General features: G+C 58.3%; 21 protein-coding genes. 14 read left to right on the top strand and 7 right to left on the bottom strand.

Features of this window, described 5'->3' with window-relative positions; all coding sequences use genetic code 11:
- The first annotated feature begins 33 nt into the window (after positions 1–33).
- The 7 genes from ACR0C6_RS11690 (at position 34) to ACR0C6_RS11720 (ending at position 6,337) form a co-directional block, all read left to right on the top strand.
- Positions 34–81: a hypothetical protein gene (locus tag ACR0C6_RS11690; protein ID WP_480619533.1), complete on the top strand. Its 48-nt coding sequence runs from the start codon at positions 34–36 to the stop codon at positions 79–81.
- Complete coding sequence (locus tag ACR0C6_RS11695; protein ID WP_480619534.1) at positions 66–734, top strand: SURF1 family protein; 669 nt, start codon at positions 66–68, stop codon at positions 732–734. The genes ACR0C6_RS11690 and ACR0C6_RS11695 overlap by 16 nt, the downstream gene beginning before the upstream one ends.
- The gene (thrC, locus tag ACR0C6_RS11700) at positions 731–2,119 is read left to right on the top strand and encodes a threonine synthase (protein WP_480619408.1); all 1,389 of its coding nucleotides are present in this window, start codon (positions 731–733) and stop codon (positions 2,117–2,119) included. The genes ACR0C6_RS11695 and thrC overlap by 4 nt, the downstream gene beginning before the upstream one ends.
- Positions 2,116–3,378: a M16 family metallopeptidase gene (locus tag ACR0C6_RS11705; RefSeq protein ID WP_171229604.1), complete on the top strand. Its 1,263-nt coding sequence runs from the start codon at positions 2,116–2,118 to the stop codon at positions 3,376–3,378. The genes thrC and ACR0C6_RS11705 overlap by 4 nt, the downstream gene beginning before the upstream one ends.
- Positions 3,378–3,962 (top strand): GNAT family N-acetyltransferase, encoded by a 585-nt coding sequence (locus ACR0C6_RS11710; protein ID WP_480447047.1) that lies wholly within the window; start codon positions 3,378–3,380, stop codon positions 3,960–3,962. Before ACR0C6_RS11705 ends, ACR0C6_RS11710 begins: the two co-directional genes overlap by 1 nt.
- A gap of 102 nt (positions 3,963–4,064) precedes the next feature.
- On the top strand, positions 4,065–4,883 hold the full coding sequence (locus tag ACR0C6_RS11715) for an MBL fold metallo-hydrolase (RefSeq protein ID WP_480447045.1): 819 nt from the start codon (positions 4,065–4,067) through the stop codon (positions 4,881–4,883).
- Between the two features lie 38 nt (positions 4,884–4,921).
- The gene (locus ACR0C6_RS11720; RefSeq protein WP_480447044.1) at positions 4,922–6,337 is read left to right on the top strand and encodes an FAD-binding oxidoreductase; all 1,416 of its coding nucleotides are present in this window, start codon (positions 4,922–4,924) and stop codon (positions 6,335–6,337) included.
- A gap of 36 nt (positions 6,338–6,373) precedes the next feature.
- Here ACR0C6_RS11720 and ACR0C6_RS11725 read toward each other — a convergent pair whose 3' ends face one another.
- Both ACR0C6_RS11725 and ACR0C6_RS11730 read right to left on the bottom strand, forming a co-directional pair.
- A complete protein-coding gene (locus tag ACR0C6_RS11725) occupies positions 6,374–6,856 on the bottom strand; it encodes a fasciclin domain-containing protein (RefSeq protein WP_480447043.1) in 483 nt (160 codons plus the stop codon).
- A 170-nt stretch (positions 6,857–7,026) separates the two neighbouring features.
- Positions 7,027–7,566 carry an adenine phosphoribosyltransferase gene (locus ACR0C6_RS11730; protein ID WP_224857464.1) on the bottom strand — a complete coding sequence of 180 codons (540 nt, stop codon included), beginning with the start codon at positions 7,564–7,566 and terminating at the stop codon, positions 7,027–7,029.
- 437 nt (positions 7,567–8,003) lie between these two features.
- Between ACR0C6_RS11730 and ACR0C6_RS11735 the strand changes: the two genes are divergently transcribed.
- Positions 8,004–8,177 (top strand): hypothetical protein, encoded by a 174-nt coding sequence (locus ACR0C6_RS11735; protein WP_171117543.1) that lies wholly within the window; start codon positions 8,004–8,006, stop codon positions 8,175–8,177.
- A 7-nt stretch (positions 8,178–8,184) separates the two neighbouring features.
- Here the strand turns inward: ACR0C6_RS11735 and ACR0C6_RS11740 are convergent, their stop codons facing one another.
- Entirely contained in the window at positions 8,185–8,814 is a 630-nt protein-coding gene (locus ACR0C6_RS11740) for a LysE family translocator (RefSeq protein ID WP_480619411.1), read from the bottom strand.
- Positions 8,815–9,170: 356 nt separating this feature from the next.
- Here ACR0C6_RS11740 and ACR0C6_RS11745 point away from each other — a divergent pair, with 356 nt between their 5' ends.
- Entirely contained in the window at positions 9,171–9,836 is a 666-nt protein-coding gene (locus ACR0C6_RS11745) for a hypothetical protein (RefSeq protein ID WP_152457271.1), read from the top strand.
- A 37-nt stretch (positions 9,837–9,873) separates the two neighbouring features.
- Here the strand turns inward: ACR0C6_RS11745 and ACR0C6_RS11750 are convergent, their stop codons facing one another.
- Positions 9,874–10,746, bottom strand: a complete 873-nt coding sequence (locus tag ACR0C6_RS11750) for an S-methyl-5'-thioadenosine phosphorylase (protein ID WP_480619413.1) — start codon at positions 10,744–10,746, stop codon at positions 9,874–9,876.
- Between the two features lie 66 nt (positions 10,747–10,812).
- A complete protein-coding gene (locus ACR0C6_RS11755; RefSeq protein WP_480619415.1) occupies positions 10,813–11,373 on the bottom strand; it encodes an invasion associated locus B family protein in 561 nt (186 codons plus the stop codon).
- 166 nt (positions 11,374–11,539) lie between these two features.
- Between ACR0C6_RS11755 and ACR0C6_RS11760 the strand changes: the two genes are divergently transcribed.
- Positions 11,540–13,174 (top strand): SulP family inorganic anion transporter, encoded by a 1,635-nt coding sequence (locus ACR0C6_RS11760; RefSeq protein ID WP_171229611.1) that lies wholly within the window; start codon positions 11,540–11,542, stop codon positions 13,172–13,174.
- A 31-nt stretch (positions 13,175–13,205) separates the two neighbouring features.
- On the opposite strand, the gene ACR0C6_RS11765 is transcribed toward ACR0C6_RS11760, so the two are convergent.
- Both ACR0C6_RS11765 and ACR0C6_RS11770 read right to left on the bottom strand, forming a co-directional pair.
- A complete protein-coding gene (locus ACR0C6_RS11765; RefSeq protein WP_480619417.1) occupies positions 13,206–13,844 on the bottom strand; it encodes a CatB-related O-acetyltransferase in 639 nt (212 codons plus the stop codon).
- Positions 13,844–14,449, bottom strand: a complete 606-nt coding sequence (locus ACR0C6_RS11770; RefSeq protein ID WP_480447038.1) for a flavin reductase family protein — start codon at positions 14,447–14,449, stop codon at positions 13,844–13,846. The genes ACR0C6_RS11765 and ACR0C6_RS11770 overlap by 1 nt, the downstream gene beginning before the upstream one ends.
- A gap of 71 nt (positions 14,450–14,520) precedes the next feature.
- On the opposite strand from ACR0C6_RS11770, the gene ACR0C6_RS11775 reads away from it, so the two are divergent.
- The 4 genes from ACR0C6_RS11775 (at position 14,521) to ACR0C6_RS11790 (ending at position 16,933) form a co-directional block, all read left to right on the top strand.
- A complete protein-coding gene (locus ACR0C6_RS11775) occupies positions 14,521–15,015 on the top strand; it encodes a GNAT family N-acetyltransferase (protein WP_480447037.1) in 495 nt (164 codons plus the stop codon).
- Between the two features lie 52 nt (positions 15,016–15,067).
- Entirely contained in the window at positions 15,068–15,811 is a 744-nt protein-coding gene (locus tag ACR0C6_RS11780) for an EcsC family protein (protein WP_171170805.1), read from the top strand.
- Positions 15,812–15,943: 132 nt separating this feature from the next.
- Positions 15,944–16,405 carry an NUDIX hydrolase gene (locus tag ACR0C6_RS11785; RefSeq protein ID WP_480447036.1) on the top strand — a complete coding sequence of 154 codons (462 nt, stop codon included), beginning with the start codon at positions 15,944–15,946 and terminating at the stop codon, positions 16,403–16,405.
- A 72-nt stretch (positions 16,406–16,477) separates the two neighbouring features.
- Positions 16,478–16,933, top strand: a complete 456-nt coding sequence (locus ACR0C6_RS11790; RefSeq protein ID WP_171229617.1) for a DUF1178 family protein — start codon at positions 16,478–16,480, stop codon at positions 16,931–16,933.
- Positions 16,934–16,935: the final 2 nt, after the last annotated feature.

Raw genomic sequence — 16,935 nt, forward strand, 5'->3', positions numbered from 1 at the left:
TAGCCCACACGACCCTTAACAAGACGCCGGTTCCTGAAACGAGGTTCGACCCTGCCATGCGCCGCATTCTGTTCCTGCTGATCTTCGGCCTCGCCGGTTTGGGCGTTCTGCTGTCGCTGGGGATCTGGCAGACGCAGCGTCTGGCCTGGAAACAGGGGCTGTTGGCAGAGATCGAAAGCCGCATTTCAGCCGACCCCATCGCCTTGCCCCGGCAGGTTTCAGAGGACACCGACAAATACCTTCCGGTAACGGTTTCGGGCGAGATGGAACCAGGCGAAATCCATGTGCTTGTTTCGGTCAAACAGGTCGGGGCAGGGTATCGCATCATCCAATCGTTCAGCACCGAGGACCGCACAATTCTGGTCGATCGGGGGTTTGTGCCGACAACGGCGAAACAGGCGCCGCGTCTGACCGGTCCGATGGAGATCACCGGCAACCTGCACTGGCCGGATGAGGTCGACAGCTATACGCCCGAGCCCGATATTGACGACAACATCTGGTTTGCCCGGGACGTGCCCAATCTGGCCGCCGCTTTGGGGGCCGAGCCGGTGTTGCTGATCGCGCGGTCTCAGACCGACCCGAACGTGACGCCTTTGCCGGTGGATACGGCGGGGATTCCAAATGATCACCTGCAATATGCAATCACCTGGTTTGGCTTGGCTCTGGTCTGGGCTGTGATGACCGGTTATTTCCTGTGGCGCAATCGCGCCCCTTCTGAGAGTGAAGAGCAATGAAATACATCTCGACCCGTGGCCAAGCGCCAGAACTGACCTTTGAAGAGGCGATGTTGACCGGATTGGCCCGCGATGGGGGTCTGTATCTGCCCGCCGAGATCCCTGTGATGAGCCATGACGAGATCGCGGCGCTGGCTGGTCTGCCCTATGAAGACATCGCATTCCGTGTGATGTGGCCCTATGTCAGCGGGTCCTTTGCCGAGGATGAGTTCAAGCAGATCATCGCCCGCGCCTATGAAGGATTTGGTCATGACGCCCGCGCGCCATTGAAGCAGTTGAACGAGAACCATTTTCTGCTGGAACTGTTCCATGGGCCCACGCTGGCCTTCAAGGACTTTGCCATGCAGTTGATCGGCCAGCTGTTCCAGGTGGCCTTGAAGCGGCGCAATGACCGCGTGACCATCGTCGGCGCCACCAGCGGTGACACCGGCTCGGCCGCGATCGAGGCCTTCCGGGGGCTGGATGCCGTGGATGTATTCATCCTGTTCCCGCATGGCCGCGTGTCCGAGGTGCAGCGTCGCCAGATGACCACGCCTGCGGACAGCAATGTTCATGCTCTGGCCGTGGATGGCGATTTCGATGATTGTCAGGCTGCGCTGAAGGACATGTTCAACGATTTCGACTTCCGCGACGGGGTCAAGCTGGCGGGTGTGAACTCGATCAACTTCGCGCGGGTGCTTGCGCAGATCGTCTATTACTTCTCGGCCGCCGTCAGCCTTGGCGCGCCGCACCGCAAGGTCAGCTTCACCGTGCCGACCGGCAATTTCGGCGACATCTTCGCGGGCTATCTGGCCAAGCGGATGGGCTTGCCCATCGACCGTCTGGTCGTTGCGACCAACCAGAACGACATCCTGCACCGCTGCCTGTCGGGTGAGGGGTATTTCAAAGGCGACACCATCCCCTCGATCAGCCCGTCGATGGACATTCAGGTCAGCTCCAATTTCGAGCGGGCGTTGTATTACGCCTATGGCGAGGACGGCGGTGCCGTGGCGCAGTTGATGGATGAGCTCAAGTCCGGCGGCTTCAACGTCAGCCAGGGCGCGATGGAAGCGCTGCGCGAGACTTTCGACTCGGGCCGGGTGTCCGAAGACGAAACGCTGGCAACGATCAGGCATACGCTTGCCCACAGCGCAGAACTGGTCTGCCCCCACACTGCGGTCGGGATCAAGGTCGGCGAAGACCACCGTGCCACCGATACCCCGATGATCACCTTGGCCACTGCGCATCCCGCCAAGTTCCCCGCCGCAGTCGAGAAGGCGAGCGACGTGCATCCGCCTCTTCCATCCCGCATGTCTGATCTGTATGAACGTCCGGAACGGGTGACCCGGATCGCCAACGATCTGGGCGCCATCGAGGATCATATCAAAGGGCACATCGCCGAGTGACTGTCAGACAAGACCAACTGAAGAACGGCTTTCGTATCGTCAGTGAACATATGCCGGGGCTGCAATCTGCGGCCATCGGCATCTGGGTAACCGCCGGTGGGCGGCATGAGCGGATCGAACAGAACGGCATCGCACATTTCCTTGAGCATATGGCGTTCAAGGGAACCGAGCGACGTTCGGCGCTGCAAATCGCCGAGGCGATCGAGGATGTGGGCGGGTATATCAACGCCTATACCTCGCGCGAGGTAACGGCTTATTACGCGCGCGTCCTGAAGGACGACGTGGCGCTGGCGATGGACGTGATCGGCGACATCGTTCTGAACCCGGTTTTCGACCCGCGTGAAATCGAGGTTGAGCGCGGCGTGATTCTGCAAGAGATCGGCCAGGCCTATGACACACCGGACGATGTGATCTTTGACTGGTTGCAGGAGCAGAGCTATCACGACCAGCCTTTGGGCCGCACCATTCTGGGACCCTCCGAACGGGTCAGTGCGTTCTCGCGCGAGGATCTGTCGGGGTTCGTGGCCGAGCATTATGGCCCCGATCAGATGATCCTGTCCGCTGCCGGAGCCGTGGATCACGATCAACTGATGAAAATGGCCGAAGAGATGTTCGGTCATCTGCAACCACGCACCGGGCTGATCGCCGAGCCTGCGCGTTTTACCGGTGGTGAAGCGCGGCAGGAAAAAGTGCTGGAGCAGGCGCATTTCGCACTTGCGCTGGAAAGCCCGGGCTATCGCGACGATGCGATCTATACGGCGCAGATCTATTCCACCGCTTTGGGTGGTGGCATGTCTTCGCGGTTGTTCCAGGAGGTGCGGGAGTCGCGCGGGCTGTGCTATACGATCTTTGCCCAGACCGGTGCCTATGCCGATACCGGTACGACGACGATCTACGCCGGTACATCGGCAGATCAGGTGGCAGAGCTTGCCACCATCACCATCGACGAAATGAAGCGCGCGGCAGAGGACATGACCACGGAAGAGGTTGCCCGTGCCCGTGCGCAGATGAAAGCCGGGATGTTGATGGGGCTGGAAAGCCCGTCAAACCGGGCCGAACGCTTGGCACGGCTGGTTCAGATCTGGGGGCGGGTCCCGTCTCTGGAAGATACGGTGGCCCGAATTGATGCGGTCAGCACCGAAGATGTGCGCGTATTTGCCGAGCAGATGGCCGTAAACGCACCTGCCGCTTTGGCGCTGTACGGGCCGGTTTCGGGGGCGCCGACATTGGCCGAACTACAGGAGAGGCGGGCGGCGTGATGCTGTTGGGCAGACGCAAGCTGAAACTCGAGACTGCGCGGCTCAGCCTGCGCCCGCCAGTACATTCCGACTTCAACGATTGGGCCGCATTGCGGCGGGCCTCGAAAGACTATCTGACACCTTGGGAACCGATCTGGGCCAAGGACCACCTGAGCCGCAAATCCTTTACCAACCGTGTGTATTGGGCACAACGTTCTGTAACGGCCGGGACGGCAATCCCGCTTTTTCTGTTTCGCCGCGAGGATGACGTGTTGGTTGGGGCCATCACGCTGGACAACATTCGGCGCGGTCCCGCGCAGGCGGGCACATTGGGGTACTGGACCGGTCAGGCCTTTGCCCGACAAGGGTATATGCGTGAAGCCATCGGCGCGATGGTTCACCATGCCTTTACCCGTTTGGACCTGAGCCGGATTGAAGCCGCCTGCTTGCCGGAAAACCGGGCGTCGCGCGGGTTGCTGGAAAGCTCGGCCTTCAAGTACGAGGGCGTGGCGCAGTCGTATTTGCAAATCAACGGGCGGTGGCGGACGCATGTTCTGTATGCCAGCTTGCGGTCTGACCGGCGCGGAAAAACCGACGCAGGATAGGGGGCGCTGCCCCCGTCGCGGCAAGCCGCGCCTCCCCCGGGATATTTGGGGCCAGATGAACAAGGGGCATGACTTGTCGTAGTTCTGCGCTACACTCGGGGTATGCGCTGGTTGATTGCGGCATTGATGGTGATTTCGGGCGGGGCCGCTGCGCAGGAGCGACGGCCAAGTCATTGTGTCGCCATTGCCGATGCGGCGCCCGGAATAGAGTATCTGCACAGGGCGGCCTGGCAGGATCCTGTGCCGGAATTCTCGGTGCGGATCAGCTATATCGCGCATGCCTCTTTCATGATCCAGACCCGCGGCGGGCTGAATGCGGTGACGGATTTTACCGGATTTATCGGCAGCGCAAACCTGATCCCCGACGTGGTGACGATGAACCATGCCCACGGCACGCATTGGACGGCGCATCCCGACCCGGCCATTCCGCATGTTCTTCCGGGGTGGGGAGAGTTCGGGAAAGGTGTCGAGCATCATCTGGATCTGGGTGAGATGCTGGTGCGCAATGTCTCGACCGATATTCGATCTGTTTATGGTGGGGTCGAAGAACGCGGCAATTCGATTTTTGTGTTCGAGGTTGAGGGGTTGTGCATAGGTCATCTGGGACATTTGCATCATGTCCCTTCGGATGAGCAGTTTGCCGCGCTCGGGCGGCTGGATGTGGTCATGGCCGCCGTGGATGGCGGGACCACCATGCCTCTGCCCGAGATGATTGCGGTTCTGAAACGGCTGAAAAGTTCTGTCATCATTCCGATGCACTGGTTCTCGCAGTTTTCGCTGGATCGCTTCCTGGTGGATATCAGGGATACATTTCCGGTTGAGCGCGACGGGGTGTCGGAGATCACCGTGTCGTTGCGGAACCTACCGGACCGCCCCACGGTTGTGGTGCTTGAGCCGCGCTATCTGATTGATCTTGAATAAGGCTTGCGACAACCGCATCGCTTGGGCATTGAAGGCGTATGAGTTTGAACCCCGCTGATGACCGTTTTGCCGCGCTGCTCCGTTCGAAACTGGGCGACGGTGTCCTGCGCCCCGTAGAGGAACGGTATTTGGAAGAACCGCGCGGGCGTTTTTCGGGACGGGTCGGTCTGCTGGCCTTGCCGCGCAACACCGATGAGGTGGCGCAGCTGGTAAAATTGGCTGCGCAGGCACAGGTTCCGATTGTTCCATATGGCGGCGGCACTGGCCTGGTCGGCGGGCAGGTGATGTCGGCGGGGCCTGCGCCGTTGGTGATTTCGTTGGAACGGATGACCGCCATCCGGTGTGTCTTTCCAACCGAGAACGTTCTGGTCGCCGAAGCCGGGGCCATTCTTCAAGATGTTCAGGCCGCAGCCGGGGCGGTAAACCGTTTGTTTCCTTTGTCATTGGCGGCACAAGGATCCTGCCGGATCGGGGGCAACCTGTCGACCAACGCAGGGGGCGTCAACGTTTTGCGGTATGGCAACGCGCGCGACCTGTGCCTGGGGCTTGAGGCGGTGCTGCCCAGTGGTGAGATCTGGCACGGCCTCAGCCGGCTGCGAAAGGACAACACCGGCTATGACCTGCGCAACCTGCTGATCGGGGCTGAGGGGACGCTGGGGATCATCACTGCCGCATCGCTCAAGCTGTTCCCGCGACCTGCCGGTGTCGGGACGGCGGTGTTTCAGGTGGCTTCTCCCGAAGCGGCGATCGACCTGCTGGCTTTGGCGCGGGACAAGGTGGGTGAGGCCGTCAGTACGTTTGAACTGATCCACCGGCAGGGGCTTGATTTCCTGACCGAGGTTCTGCCGGATGTCCGTCAACCGTTCGCCTCGCCCCCGGAGTGGAGCGTGCTGATCGAGCTGGGTCTGGCTGACGGGCAATCACCATTTGCCGCATTGGAGGGACTCTTTGTTCGCGCTGAAGAGCTTGGTCAGGTTCAGGACGGAGTAATCGCCCAAAGTGAAGCGCAGCGGGCCGATTTGTGGGCGGTGCGCGAACGCATTCCCGAAGCCAATCGTTTGATCGGGTCAGTGTCGAGCCATGATATCTCGATCCCGATTTCCAGAATTCCCGATTTCATTTGCGAAGGCAGAGAATTGATTGCGGGCCTGGGGCCCTTCCGGATCAATTGCTTTGGCCATCTTGGTGACGGCAATCTGCATTACAACGTGTTCCCGCCCAAAGGGCAGCACCGATCGGAATTTGATGATCAAAGAGGCGCGATCAAGCAGGCCGTCCATGATCTGGTTTACGCCTTCGACGGTTCGGTCAGTGCCGAACATGGGGTCGGGCGCCTCAAGACCAACGATTTGGAACGCTATGCCGATCCAGCCAAGCTGGGCGCGATGCGGGCTATCAAACTGGCATTGGACCCGCAGGACATCATGAATCCCGGCGCGGTACTGAAAGGGTGAACACGGCCCGAACGTCGGACCGTGCCCGGTTGTTTCTTACGAGGCAGGCAGGATCACCTTGTCGATCACATGGATTACGCCGTTTTTGGTTTCGATGTCGGCCTGAACCACGTTGGCGTCATTCACCATCACACCCGAATCCAGATCGATCGTGATATCGCCGCCTTGTACGGTTGCAGCCGTCATGTCATCGCTCAGGTCACCTGACATCACTTTGCCCGGCACGACATGGTAAGTCAGAATGGCAACCAGCTGATCCTTGTTTTCGGGCTTCAGCAGGTTTTCGACGGTGCCATCGGGCAAAGCCGCGAATGCGTCATCGGTGGGGGCAAACACGGTGAACGGGCCATCGCCTTTGAGTGTGTCCACGAGTTCGGCGGCCTGAACTGCCGCGACGAGTGTTTCAAAGCTGCCAGCGGCGACGGCTGTGTCGACAATGTCTTTGCCGTGACCATCGGCGAATGCGGCAGTGCTGAACAGGATCGAGGCGACACCGGCGACGGCGAATTTGCGTAACATGAGCTTAACTCCCTAGGTTGAAATGCTTCAAGCAGCATCACCGAGGGTACGGGGCAACCTGACCACAAGATCACTTGTGTTGATCCGTTTTTCGCCTTGATCGGCGCAAAAACCGCGCTAAGCCCGCCCGGTTTTCAGTTTCCAGTCACGTTTTTGTGAAAAACTCCTGGTCAGAGTCCTTCGAATTCGCACAGGACATGCACGTCCATGCCCATCTCTTCCAACACTTTTCGGCCGCCAAGTTCGGGCAGGTCAATGATGAAGGCGCACGAGACGATTTCGCCCCCAAGCCGTTCGATCAGCTTAATACCCGCCGCGGCAGTTCCGCCCGTGGCCAGCAGATCGTCGACCACAAGAATTTTTTCACCGGGTTGGATGGCATCGTCATGAATCTCGACGATCGCCTCTCCGTATTCCAACTTGTAGTCCTGACTGATAGTCGTGCCGGGCAGTTTGCCCTTCTTGCGGATCGGGACAAAACCGACGCTCAACTGATGTGCAATCGCACCGCCCAGAATGAACCCGCGTGCTTCAAGCCCGACCACTTTGTCGATCCGCTCACCGGCATAGGGGTGCAACATCTGGTCAATCGCCATCCGAAACCCGCGGGGGTCGGCAAACAGGGTTGTCACATCCCGAAACATGATCCCTTCATGGGGGAAATCGACGATGGTTCGGATGTAATCTTTGACAGATTTGTTTCTGGACATGGATCAACCTTTTAGCGCCAAACACAGGTATTGTGTTTGACCCAAGAGGGTTGGCCTTGCAAGGAACAATTCCACGGCTGGATCAGCACCGGATTTGGGTTGCAGCGTTGAGCAGGCCAAAAACCGGGGCAACCCGTGCGCTGGCCGCGATAGGTGCCCGACCCATTTGTTTGGTTGCTGCCACCTGTGCCAAACAACCCCCGCGCACGGATTTCCGGGCGTGCAATGAGCAATCTGTCTGGTTTGCAGTTCGACGTACCTTGGTCACAGGCGCGGTCGGCTTCAATTGCTGGGAACCGGCTCAAGAACGGCCCGAAGGTGGCAAGGTTCATTGTCAATTTCCTGTCCTTGCCGTTAAGTGCCCGATAACGACAAAAACTATGCTATGAATTACACGGCATCGACAGATAGAGCATAACTTCGTTGGGAAAATACACGTGGCCAGGAATGAAGGCAAAGGATCGACCAAGAAGAACAGTCAGTTGGTCTTGCGCCTCGACAGGGATGAACGTGACTCGTTTGTCGAGCTTTGCAAAGAGCTGGACACGTCGGCTGCGCGCGAAATCCGCAGATTTATCCGTGGATTCATGAAAGAGCACGCCGAAGACTGATGCGGTGTCAGGCCGGTCGGCGTAGGACCGCCGTGGCCATGCCCATTCCGATCAAGGTCAACCCGCCAAACCGTGTCATCGCAGTGATCACGCTGGCGCGACCGATAAGCCGCCGCAACCTGTCTGCCAACAGGGCGTAGGCCAACGCATTCAGCCAGGCCAGCCCGACGAATGTGGCAATCAGGATGACGAACTGAGGTCCAAGTGGTTCAGCAGGGCGTATGAACTGCGGCACAAAGGCAACGAAGAAGGCGATGGATTTCGGGTTCAGGGCAGTAACGGCGGCTGCGTGGCCGAATACGCTGCGCGCGGTGACATCCCGCCCGGTGTCGACCTTGCTCAATCCACCGGCCGGTGCGCTGCGCAACAGTTTGACCCCAAGCCAGACCAGATAGGCTGCGCCGACCCATTTCAGCACGGAAAACAGGGTTGCCGATGCAAGAACAAGCGCGCCAAGCCCCAGCAAAGATGCGGTCATGGCCACAAGATCGCCCACCGCAACACCTGTGGCGGACGCGACGGCGACACTGCGCCCCTTGGACAGGGCATAGCTGAGAACGAGCAACACCGTCGGGCCCGGGATCAGCAGCAGGGCGGTGGATGCAGCAACAAAGGCCAGCCAGAGATCGAGTTGCATCGTCAAATTCCTGATCAGATCGCCCGAGATTGAGAGAATCAGCACCGGGGGTCAACCTGCTTGCGCCGCGTGAATGTCCCGTAAGCCAGCTCTCATTTCCCGTGAATCACAAGTTTAGTCAATTGCTTGTTCGTGTCCTGGGGGTTTTGGGGACAAAATATTCAATTTGTGCTATGATTACCCCGTTTTTTTAAGTTCATTTTAAAAGGAGGTTCGTCATGAAACTTGCCGTTTCTATTTTTTTGTTGAGCGTGTTGCTGATGCCGACTGCCGCCACAGCCTGCCCAGACGGTTACTTCAACTGCGGCGGGTCGTTATGCTGCCCCAAACCTCAGAACTAGTTCGGAGGGCTTGGGATGTCTGTTATCAGTTTACGCAATGCTGTCATTGTTGCTGGAGCGCTGGCAATTATGGGCGCTGGTAAAACGCTTGTATTGAATGCGAATGAACTGGATTTACAATACCAGAAGCTCATTGTTCCGAAGGGTTCACTACATGCGCCTGTGCTTGGTGCGGCTTATGCCTTGGATCATTCAACCGGAAGATTTAGACCCACAAAGATATGTAATTTGTTTGTTGGGGGGAACGAATCTGGCCCGGAAGATGTCTCCTTCACCAGCCTTAGCCTTGTGGCAATCGGCTGGAACGGTGCCATGGATGCCGTAACCGACTACGTCGGTGAGAAAATCGTAAATTCCATGAAATTCTCGGATGAGAGTGCCAAGTGGGAATTCCAAAAAAGGTTCTGGAGTGCCCGCGAGGGTATGTCATTCAGAAGCACGTGCAGGTCTCTTGTTGAGGAAACCGCTGCGAACCCCAACTACTCTGTTTTTCTTGTAGAAACCATCTTCTTCGATCCGGTTTCCGACGAAAAACAGGTAATGGTTCAAATGTCTCAGACTTCGGTGGTATTTGATGGCTGCGAAGATGCATGTCCACAACCTGTCTCGCTTCAATCCGTGCTAAATGTTGGTTGGCTAGCTCGCTCAAAGGGCGACTGGGGCATCGTTCGCATCCATTGAGGTCATTGAGGCCCTAGCCGATTTTCTCGAGTCGGTCTTATAGAATACGCCCGGCCACCGCATCCAACTTGGCCAAAAGCGCTGGATCGCGGTTTTCCGGTGCGGTCAGGATCGCGTATTCCAGCGCCCGGTCGCAGCCATGCGGGCAGGGTGCTCGTTCGGCCCCTAGAAGGGATGGCAGGCCCTTGACAAGTGCGCGGCCTTTTTCGGCATTGCCGGTCAGGGTGGCGATGATCGTGGTCACGTCCACCTCGCCATGGTCCGGGTGCCAGCTGTCATAGTCGGTGACCATCGCGATCGACGCGTAACACAGCTCGGCCTCGCGGGCGAGTTTCGCCTCGGGCATGTTGGTCATGCCGATCACGTCACAGCCCCATTGCTCGCGATACATCCTGGATTCCGCAAGGCTGGAAAACTGAGGGCCCTCCATCGCCAGATAGGTGCCGCCCCGGTGGATGGTGATGCCGGCGGCCTTACCTGCCGTCTCGCATGCGTCCGACAGGAGTGGGCAGGTGGGATGAGCAACACTGACATGGGCAACGCAGCCGGTTCCGAAAAAGCTCTTGTCCCGTGCAAAAGTGCGATCGATGAACTGATCGACGATCACGAAGTCACCCGGTGCCATATGTTCGCGGAACGACCCGCATGCGGAAACTGAGATCACGTCCGTCACGCCCAACCGTTTCAGCGCATCGATATTGGCGCGATAAGGTACATCGGTGGGCGAATGCACATGACCGCGCCCATGACGTGGTAGAAAGGCCATATCGACACCGCCCAGCGACCCGGTCAGGATCTGGTCTGACGGCGTTCCCCAAGGGGTCTCAACCTCTACCCATTCCGGGTTTTCCAGCCCATCGATGTCATAGATGCCCGATCCGCCGATGACGGCTATCCTGGTTTGGGTCACTGTCCTGCTCCGCCTGAATAACTGATGTTGAATTTGTGCGGGTTCAGCCCGGATTTGACAAGAGGCCTATTCCCGTATCGTCAACAGGTTGCGCTGCTGCGATTGCACGGTGAAATCATCCCAGGCCGCGCCAAACATGCCCAGAGACCAGGTCAGATCCTGTGATTGTCCGTGCCGGTCTCGGAACACGAAGCGGAACGCATCGCCGGTTAGCATGGCATCCAAAAGCGCCTTGGCGCGTTGGTCTTCGAAGGTACAGCCAAGCCCGGTCAGGCATCCGGGGCGCCGCGTGCGCCATATGGCTTCTTCGCCGTTGTCGATGCGAAATCCGGATGGGTTGAAGAAAGTGCCCGGCTCGATCCCGAATTCAACTTTGAAACCTTCAGGTTCGGGCGTAATGAAAACGAACTGTGCCGCAAATTTTGGCCGAAAGGAAAACACCTCTGCCCGTCGGATGTAGCACCGCTGCCGCAGGGCACCGTCTTCTTCGCGCTCGTCACAAATCGAATTCCAGATGCCGAAAATCTCGTGATGCGTTACCCGCCAGTTGCCGGCCGTGTCATTGCCATCCAAATCCTGTGCAAGGACGGGAAGGGCCGGGAACAGTAAGAAGAGGATCCAACGCATGGCCTCACATGTTGTGGCTTCATCATGGTTCCGCAAATCAACTTGCCGCGAGCGCCACGTATGCGTCACACGCATGGCTGCATCCCGTTTTATGCAGTAGCTCAATGCCGGCGCGCCAGCTACAACGACGCCTTCGCGCGAACATATAATCCTATAGGACTGTCTGATGCCCCGAGCCTTGCTGGCAAGCTTTGCCAATCGCCTCGCCATTCCCGATCTGCGCTGGGTTCCAGATGAAGGGCTGACCTTCTCACGCCTGCGGATCGAGCTGCTGTCCGGCCTGACGGTTGCACTTGCACTGGTGCCCGAGGCGGTGGCCTTTGCCTTTGTGGCGGGCGTGCACCCGCTGGTCGGTCTTTATGCGGCGTTTTTGGTCGGTTTGATCACCGCACTGATCGGTGGACGACCGGGCATGATCTCGGGCGCGACCGGCGCGCTTGCGGTGGTCATGGTGGCACTGGTGGCCGAACATGGGGTTGAATACCTGTTCGCGACCGTCGTTCTTATGGGAATCCTTCAGGTCATCGCCGGGGCGATGCATTGGGGGCGCTTCATCCGTTTGGTGCCGCATCCTGTCATGCTGGGCTTTGTGAACGGTCTGGCCATCGTGATCTTTCTTGCCCAGATGGGACAGTTCAAAGTGCCCGGAACCATGGAAAATACCGGTCATGGCATGGGCGGCGGCGAATGGCTGTCCGGGATGCAGCTTTACACCATGCTGGGACTTGTCGGGCTGACAATGGCAGTGATCTGGGTCATGCCCCGGATTACACGCATCATTCCTGCGCCGCTGGCCGGTATTCTGGTTGTCGCGGCAATCGTGATCGGTTTTGGCCTCGATGTGCCGCGCGTCGGCGATCTGGCATCGATTGAAGGCGGCCTGCCTTCGTTCCATATTCCAATGGTACCTCTGAACTGGGAAACCTTTGAGATCATCCTGCCATATGCAGTCATTCTGGCCGCCATCGGCCTGATCGAATCCCTGCTGACCTTGAACCTCGTGGGTGAGATCACAGGCAAGCGTGGTGGGGCGTCTCAGGAATGCATCGCGCAGGGCGCGTCGAATATCGTGACCGGATTTTTCGGCGGCATGGGCGGTTGCGCGATGATCGGGCAGTCGATGATCAACGTGAAATCCGGCGGGCGTACTCGTATTGCCGGAATTGCAGCAGCGCTTTTCCTGCTGGTCTTCATCCTGTTCGCATCACCCCTGATCGAACAAATCCCGCTGGCCGCGCTGGTTGGCGTGATGTTCATGGTTGTGATCGGCACCTTTGCGTGGAACTCATTCAAAATTCTGCGCAAAGTGCCAATGACCGATGCCTTCGTCATCGTTCTGGTCACCGTCGTAACGGTGATGGAGGACTTGGCCGTTGCCGTTGTGGTCGGCGTCATCGTCTCGGCGCTGGCCTATGCCTGGAACAATGCCAAGCGCATTCACGCGGTCACGCGTGACTCCGAGACCGAGAAAGGCGCGAAAGTCTATGAAATTCAGGGGCCGCTGTTCTTTGGGTCTTCTGACGGCTTTATCGAACTGTTCGACGTCCCGAACGACCCCGAAACCGTTATCATCGACTTCGCCGAAAGCCGCGTGGTGGATCAGTCCGCCCTGCAAGCCATCGAAAACATCGCCGCAAAATACGAGGCGGCAGGCAAACGGGTCATGCTGCGTCACCTGAGCCGCGACTGTCACAAACTGCTGAAAAAAGCGGGACACCTCATGGTCGACAGCGATGATGATCCGGATTACGAACTGGCGGTGGACTACTCTGTCCGCACCGGCATTCTGGGCGGGCACTGACTTTGAAAGGCGGCTGAACAAGCCGCCTTTTTCAAAGGGCCAGACGCTCCAGGTTTTCGATATCTCCCCTCAACAGGACGCTTTCGGCTTCGATGATCAATTCGGCTGGCCAATCCCACCACTTCAAAGCAAGCAACCGCTCGATCTTGTCGGCGTCAAAACGATACCGCCTTATCTCGGCAGGATTGCCGGTGACAACCGAATAAGGCGGGATTGTCCCGCGAACAACTGAACCCGCACCAATTATCGCTCCGTCACCGATACTGGCTCCTGGCATGATCAGCGCGCCATAGCCGATCCAGACATCGTTGCCGACTAGGGTGTCCCGGACGTCTGGCTGATATTCCAGCATCCGTTCCGGATCGAAAACCGGAAAGGGAAAACAGGTTATCCCATCCGTTGCGTGATTTGCCGAAGCTGTCACAAAGCGGACGCCATGGGCAATTTGGCAAAACTTTCCCAAAACCAGCTTTTCACGCGAGAACTCGAACAGGTAAGGCGCCAAACGATTGGCCCAATCCTCGGGCGCGTCAAAATCCGACGCATAGGTGTAATCGCCCACCTGAATTCTGGGGTGGTCGATCACCTGTGACAGAAAGGCTGTTCCCTTGTGTTCCGTACCATCAGGCAAAGTGACAGGATATCGGCGCGCTGAGTCAGGCAGGGGCATCAGTCATCCGGTCTCGAAAGGCTGAACAACTCGGAAACGACGGAGTAATCGCGATACCCGAGCCGCGCCAAAGGTTGGAACGAGGTCACGTCAAACTTGCCGTCCCGAATGTGATCGTCGTGCAGGTGCACACCTGTCACCTCGCCGAACACCACCCGATTGGCTTCACCAGGCAGCGTGACGATCTGGGTCAGCTTGCATTCCAACGCAGCTGGGACCCCTTCGATCCGTGCGCAGGGTATGGTTTCGCATTCTATGGGTGAAAGCCCGGCATGCGAAAACTCGTCAACTTCTTTCGGCAAGCCGGCCGAACTTGCATTCATTGCGTCCCGATGCGCATGGGCCACGACATTTACGCAAAACACGCCCGTGGCCTCGATATTGGCGATGCTGTCCTTGCCGGCGTTCTGATCCTGTTTGGTGCCGGTCGAGGCAAACATGACCTGCGGTGGCGTATAGGCGACGCCGTTGAAGAAGGAATAAGGCGCCAGATTGTTGATCCCATCCGCGTCCCGAGTCGAAATCCAGCCAATCGGGCGCGGCGTGATGATGGCGTTGAACGGGTTGTGCGGCAATCCGTGGCCGTCTTCGGGGCGGTAGAACATCTGATCTCCAAGCGTTTGCCCAAGGCGTAGCGAAGTGCTAGGGCGATTGCCAGCAAGTAAATGAGGGCAGGGTGCAGCAATTCGGGATCAGGCCGGAAGAGCCGGACGACTGGTGGGAGGTCGAAGCCCTGTATGACCTGTGTTTTGCGCCGGGTCGCGAGGCTTTGTCGTCCTACCGCTTGCGTGATGATGTGCCGCCGGTTGCGGGTTTGTCTTTGGTCGCGCGCGACGGTCAGGGGATTCTGGCCGGTGCGATCCGGTTCTGGCCGGTTCATGTCGGTGATCATGATGCTCTGCTGCTGGGGCCGATTGCCGTGCACCCCACCCACCAAGGTGAAGGCCTTGGCGGATATCTGATACATGCCGGAGTCGAAGCGGGGCACACTCGCGGTTGGCAAAGGGTCATGCTGGTCGGGGATGAGCCCTATTACAGCCGGTTCGGTTTCACGCGATTGCACGCGGTCGAGATGCCTCCGCCCACCAACCCTGACCGGGTTTTGGGGCTGGAACTGGTGCCCGGTGCCTGGTCCGGGGTTCAGGGCGCGGTGACACGTTGGAGCCGCTGACCTATTGAAACCATGCTGCGCAACGCCGATGTTGAAAGGCAGGAGGGCGTGAATGCAGAACGTTGTTCTTGTTGAAAACGTGGATACCGAGGCCGAACTGGATCGTTTGGCGGATCACTACCGATCCGCCGGAGGGGCTGGCGTGAAACTTCTCAACAAGCTTGGAGGATCAGCCGAGTCATTGCTGGAGCAATTGCCAGAACCCGTTCGGAATGGCCTGACAGGCGCAACCGAGCAGGCGTTATGGCTGGCGATGCATGCGGCCGAGGGTTCGCGGCGCGCGGTTCCTGATCAGCAGCCCTGGGTCAATACCGCAGTGACGACTGCCATGGGTGCGGCCGGGGGGCTGGGCGGTGTTTCGACAGCCCTGATGGAGCTGCCCGCGACAACCGCGATGCTGCTACGTGCCATTCAGGGGGCTGCGGCGCGCGAGGGGTTTGATCCCTCTGCCGAAAACGTAAAGTTCGATTGCGTCCGCGTCTTGTCGGCAGCGGGACCATTGTCGCATGACGATGGGGCGGACCTGGGTTTTTTCTCGGTCCGGCTGACCCTGACCGGACCGGCCATGCAACGCCTGATTGCCGCCGTTGCGCCGCGTTTTTCGATAGTACTGGGGCAAAAGCTTGCAGCCCAGTCCGTTCCTGTGCTGGGGGCATTGGCCGGCGGTGGCACGAACTATGTCTACACGCGCTATTATCAGCAAATAGCGCGCGTGCATTTCGGTTTGCGCCGGCTGGCAATTGACGCTGACATCCCCCATGAGGATCTGGCACGGCGGCTTTCTGCCCGAATGTAGGCGATATCTTGGGCGACGCGAGTGACTTGGCGTGTGTTACATCATGTGGTATGATTGCAGGTGCCAGCCGCTAGATTAGGTGAGCGTACCAATTTGGATGGCTGACGTTCGACCGAAAGGGAGCGTCGCTCGATGAAAGCACGATTGTTGCTTCATGACCTTCCAAAAGCTGCAAGGCAGCCAGTTTTGCGGCAATCCTCGGCTTTGTGTTTCCGGATCAAGCGCGGCCGTCCCAAGATTCTCTTGATCACGACACGCAAGTCGCGGCGATGGATCATTCCCAAAGGATGGCTCATCCCCGGTCTGGGCCCGCAGGAAACCGCATTGCAAGAGGCTTGGGAAGAGGCGGGTGTATCTGGCCGGATCAACGGGGCGCGACTGGGGCAGTTCCTGCACCACAAACATCATTCTAACCGGCCCCCATCCTTGTGTCTGGTGGATGTTTTTCCAGTGCATGTAAGCACTGTGTCGCAGGAATACCCGGAAAAGACCGAGCGTCGGCGCAAATGGTTTTCGCCGAAAAAAGCAGCGCTAAAGGTCGATTCTCATGAGCTTGCTGAATTGTTGCGCGACTTTAAGCCGTACTCACATTAAAGTAGCATCTGATAGGCTTGATATTGTCACCTTGATCGGTATCTATTCGCCAATCGTTTTTTTGGACTGAACATGATTCAATACGCGTTGAAATGCAGCGAAGGCCACAGTTTCGACAGTTGGTTCCAATCCGCAGAAGCCTATGACAAGCTGGCCTCTGTGGGTATGGTCACCTGCGCGGTTTGCGGGTGCACGCAGGTCGAGAAAGCGGTCATGACGCCACGCGTCCGCCCGGCGCGGAATGCCCGGAAGGAAAGTGAAATCCGTTCCGCCCCGGAACAAAAGATCGACGTTGCAACCCCATCGCCCGAAATTGAGAAGGTTTTGGCCGAGATGCGCCGCCATGTCGAAGAAAACTCGGATTATGTCGGGAAAGATTTCGCCAGTGAGGCGCGCAAGATTCATCTGGGCGAGGCGCCTGAGCGTGCGATTTACGGAGAGGCCAAGCTGGATGAGGCGAAATCCCTGATCGAAGATGGCGTGCCGGTGGCTCCGCTGCCGTTTGTCCCCAGCAGAAAGACCAATTGATC

This window comes from Ruegeria sp. AL12, from assembly GCF_056540885.1.

Excerpts from the sequence above, each read along its gene's own strand:
- ACR0C6_RS11730 (WP_224857464.1), bottom strand. The coding sequence starts at position 7,566 with ATGTCCAGAAACAAATCTGTCAAAGATTACATCCGAACCATCGTCGAT.
- ACR0C6_RS11725 (WP_480447043.1), bottom strand. The coding sequence starts at position 6,856 with ATGTTACGCAAATTCGCCGTCGCCGGTGTCGCCTCGATCCTGTTCAGC.
- ACR0C6_RS11740 (WP_480619411.1), bottom strand. The coding sequence starts at position 8,814 with ATGCAACTCGATCTCTGGCTGGCCTTTGTTGCTGCATCCACCGCCCTG.
- ACR0C6_RS11715 (WP_480447045.1), top strand. The coding sequence starts at position 4,065 with ATGCGCTGGTTGATTGCGGCATTGATGGTGATTTCGGGCGGGGCCGCT.
- ACR0C6_RS11760 (WP_171229611.1), top strand. The coding sequence starts at position 11,540 with ATGCCCCGAGCCTTGCTGGCAAGCTTTGCCAATCGCCTCGCCATTCCC.
- thrC (WP_480619408.1), top strand. The coding sequence starts at position 731 with ATGAAATACATCTCGACCCGTGGCCAAGCGCCAGAACTGACCTTTGAA.
- ACR0C6_RS11770 (WP_480447038.1), bottom strand. The coding sequence starts at position 14,449 with ATGTTCTACCGCCCCGAAGACGGCCACGGATTGCCGCACAACCCGTTC.
- ACR0C6_RS11720 (WP_480447044.1), top strand. The coding sequence starts at position 4,922 with ATGAGTTTGAACCCCGCTGATGACCGTTTTGCCGCGCTGCTCCGTTCG.
- ACR0C6_RS11785 (WP_480447036.1), top strand. The coding sequence starts at position 15,944 with ATGAAAGCACGATTGTTGCTTCATGACCTTCCAAAAGCTGCAAGGCAG.
- ACR0C6_RS11790 (WP_171229617.1), top strand. The coding sequence starts at position 16,478 with ATGATTCAATACGCGTTGAAATGCAGCGAAGGCCACAGTTTCGACAGT.
- ACR0C6_RS11745 (WP_152457271.1), top strand. The coding sequence starts at position 9,171 with ATGTCTGTTATCAGTTTACGCAATGCTGTCATTGTTGCTGGAGCGCTG.
- ACR0C6_RS11780 (WP_171170805.1), top strand. The coding sequence starts at position 15,068 with ATGCAGAACGTTGTTCTTGTTGAAAACGTGGATACCGAGGCCGAACTG.
- ACR0C6_RS11765 (WP_480619417.1), bottom strand. The coding sequence starts at position 13,844 with ATGCCCCTGCCTGACTCAGCGCGCCGATATCCTGTCACTTTGCCTGAT.
- ACR0C6_RS11710 (WP_480447047.1), top strand. The coding sequence starts at position 3,378 with ATGCTGTTGGGCAGACGCAAGCTGAAACTCGAGACTGCGCGGCTCAGC.
- ACR0C6_RS11755 (WP_480619415.1), bottom strand. The coding sequence starts at position 11,373 with ATGCGTTGGATCCTCTTCTTACTGTTCCCGGCCCTTCCCGTCCTTGCA.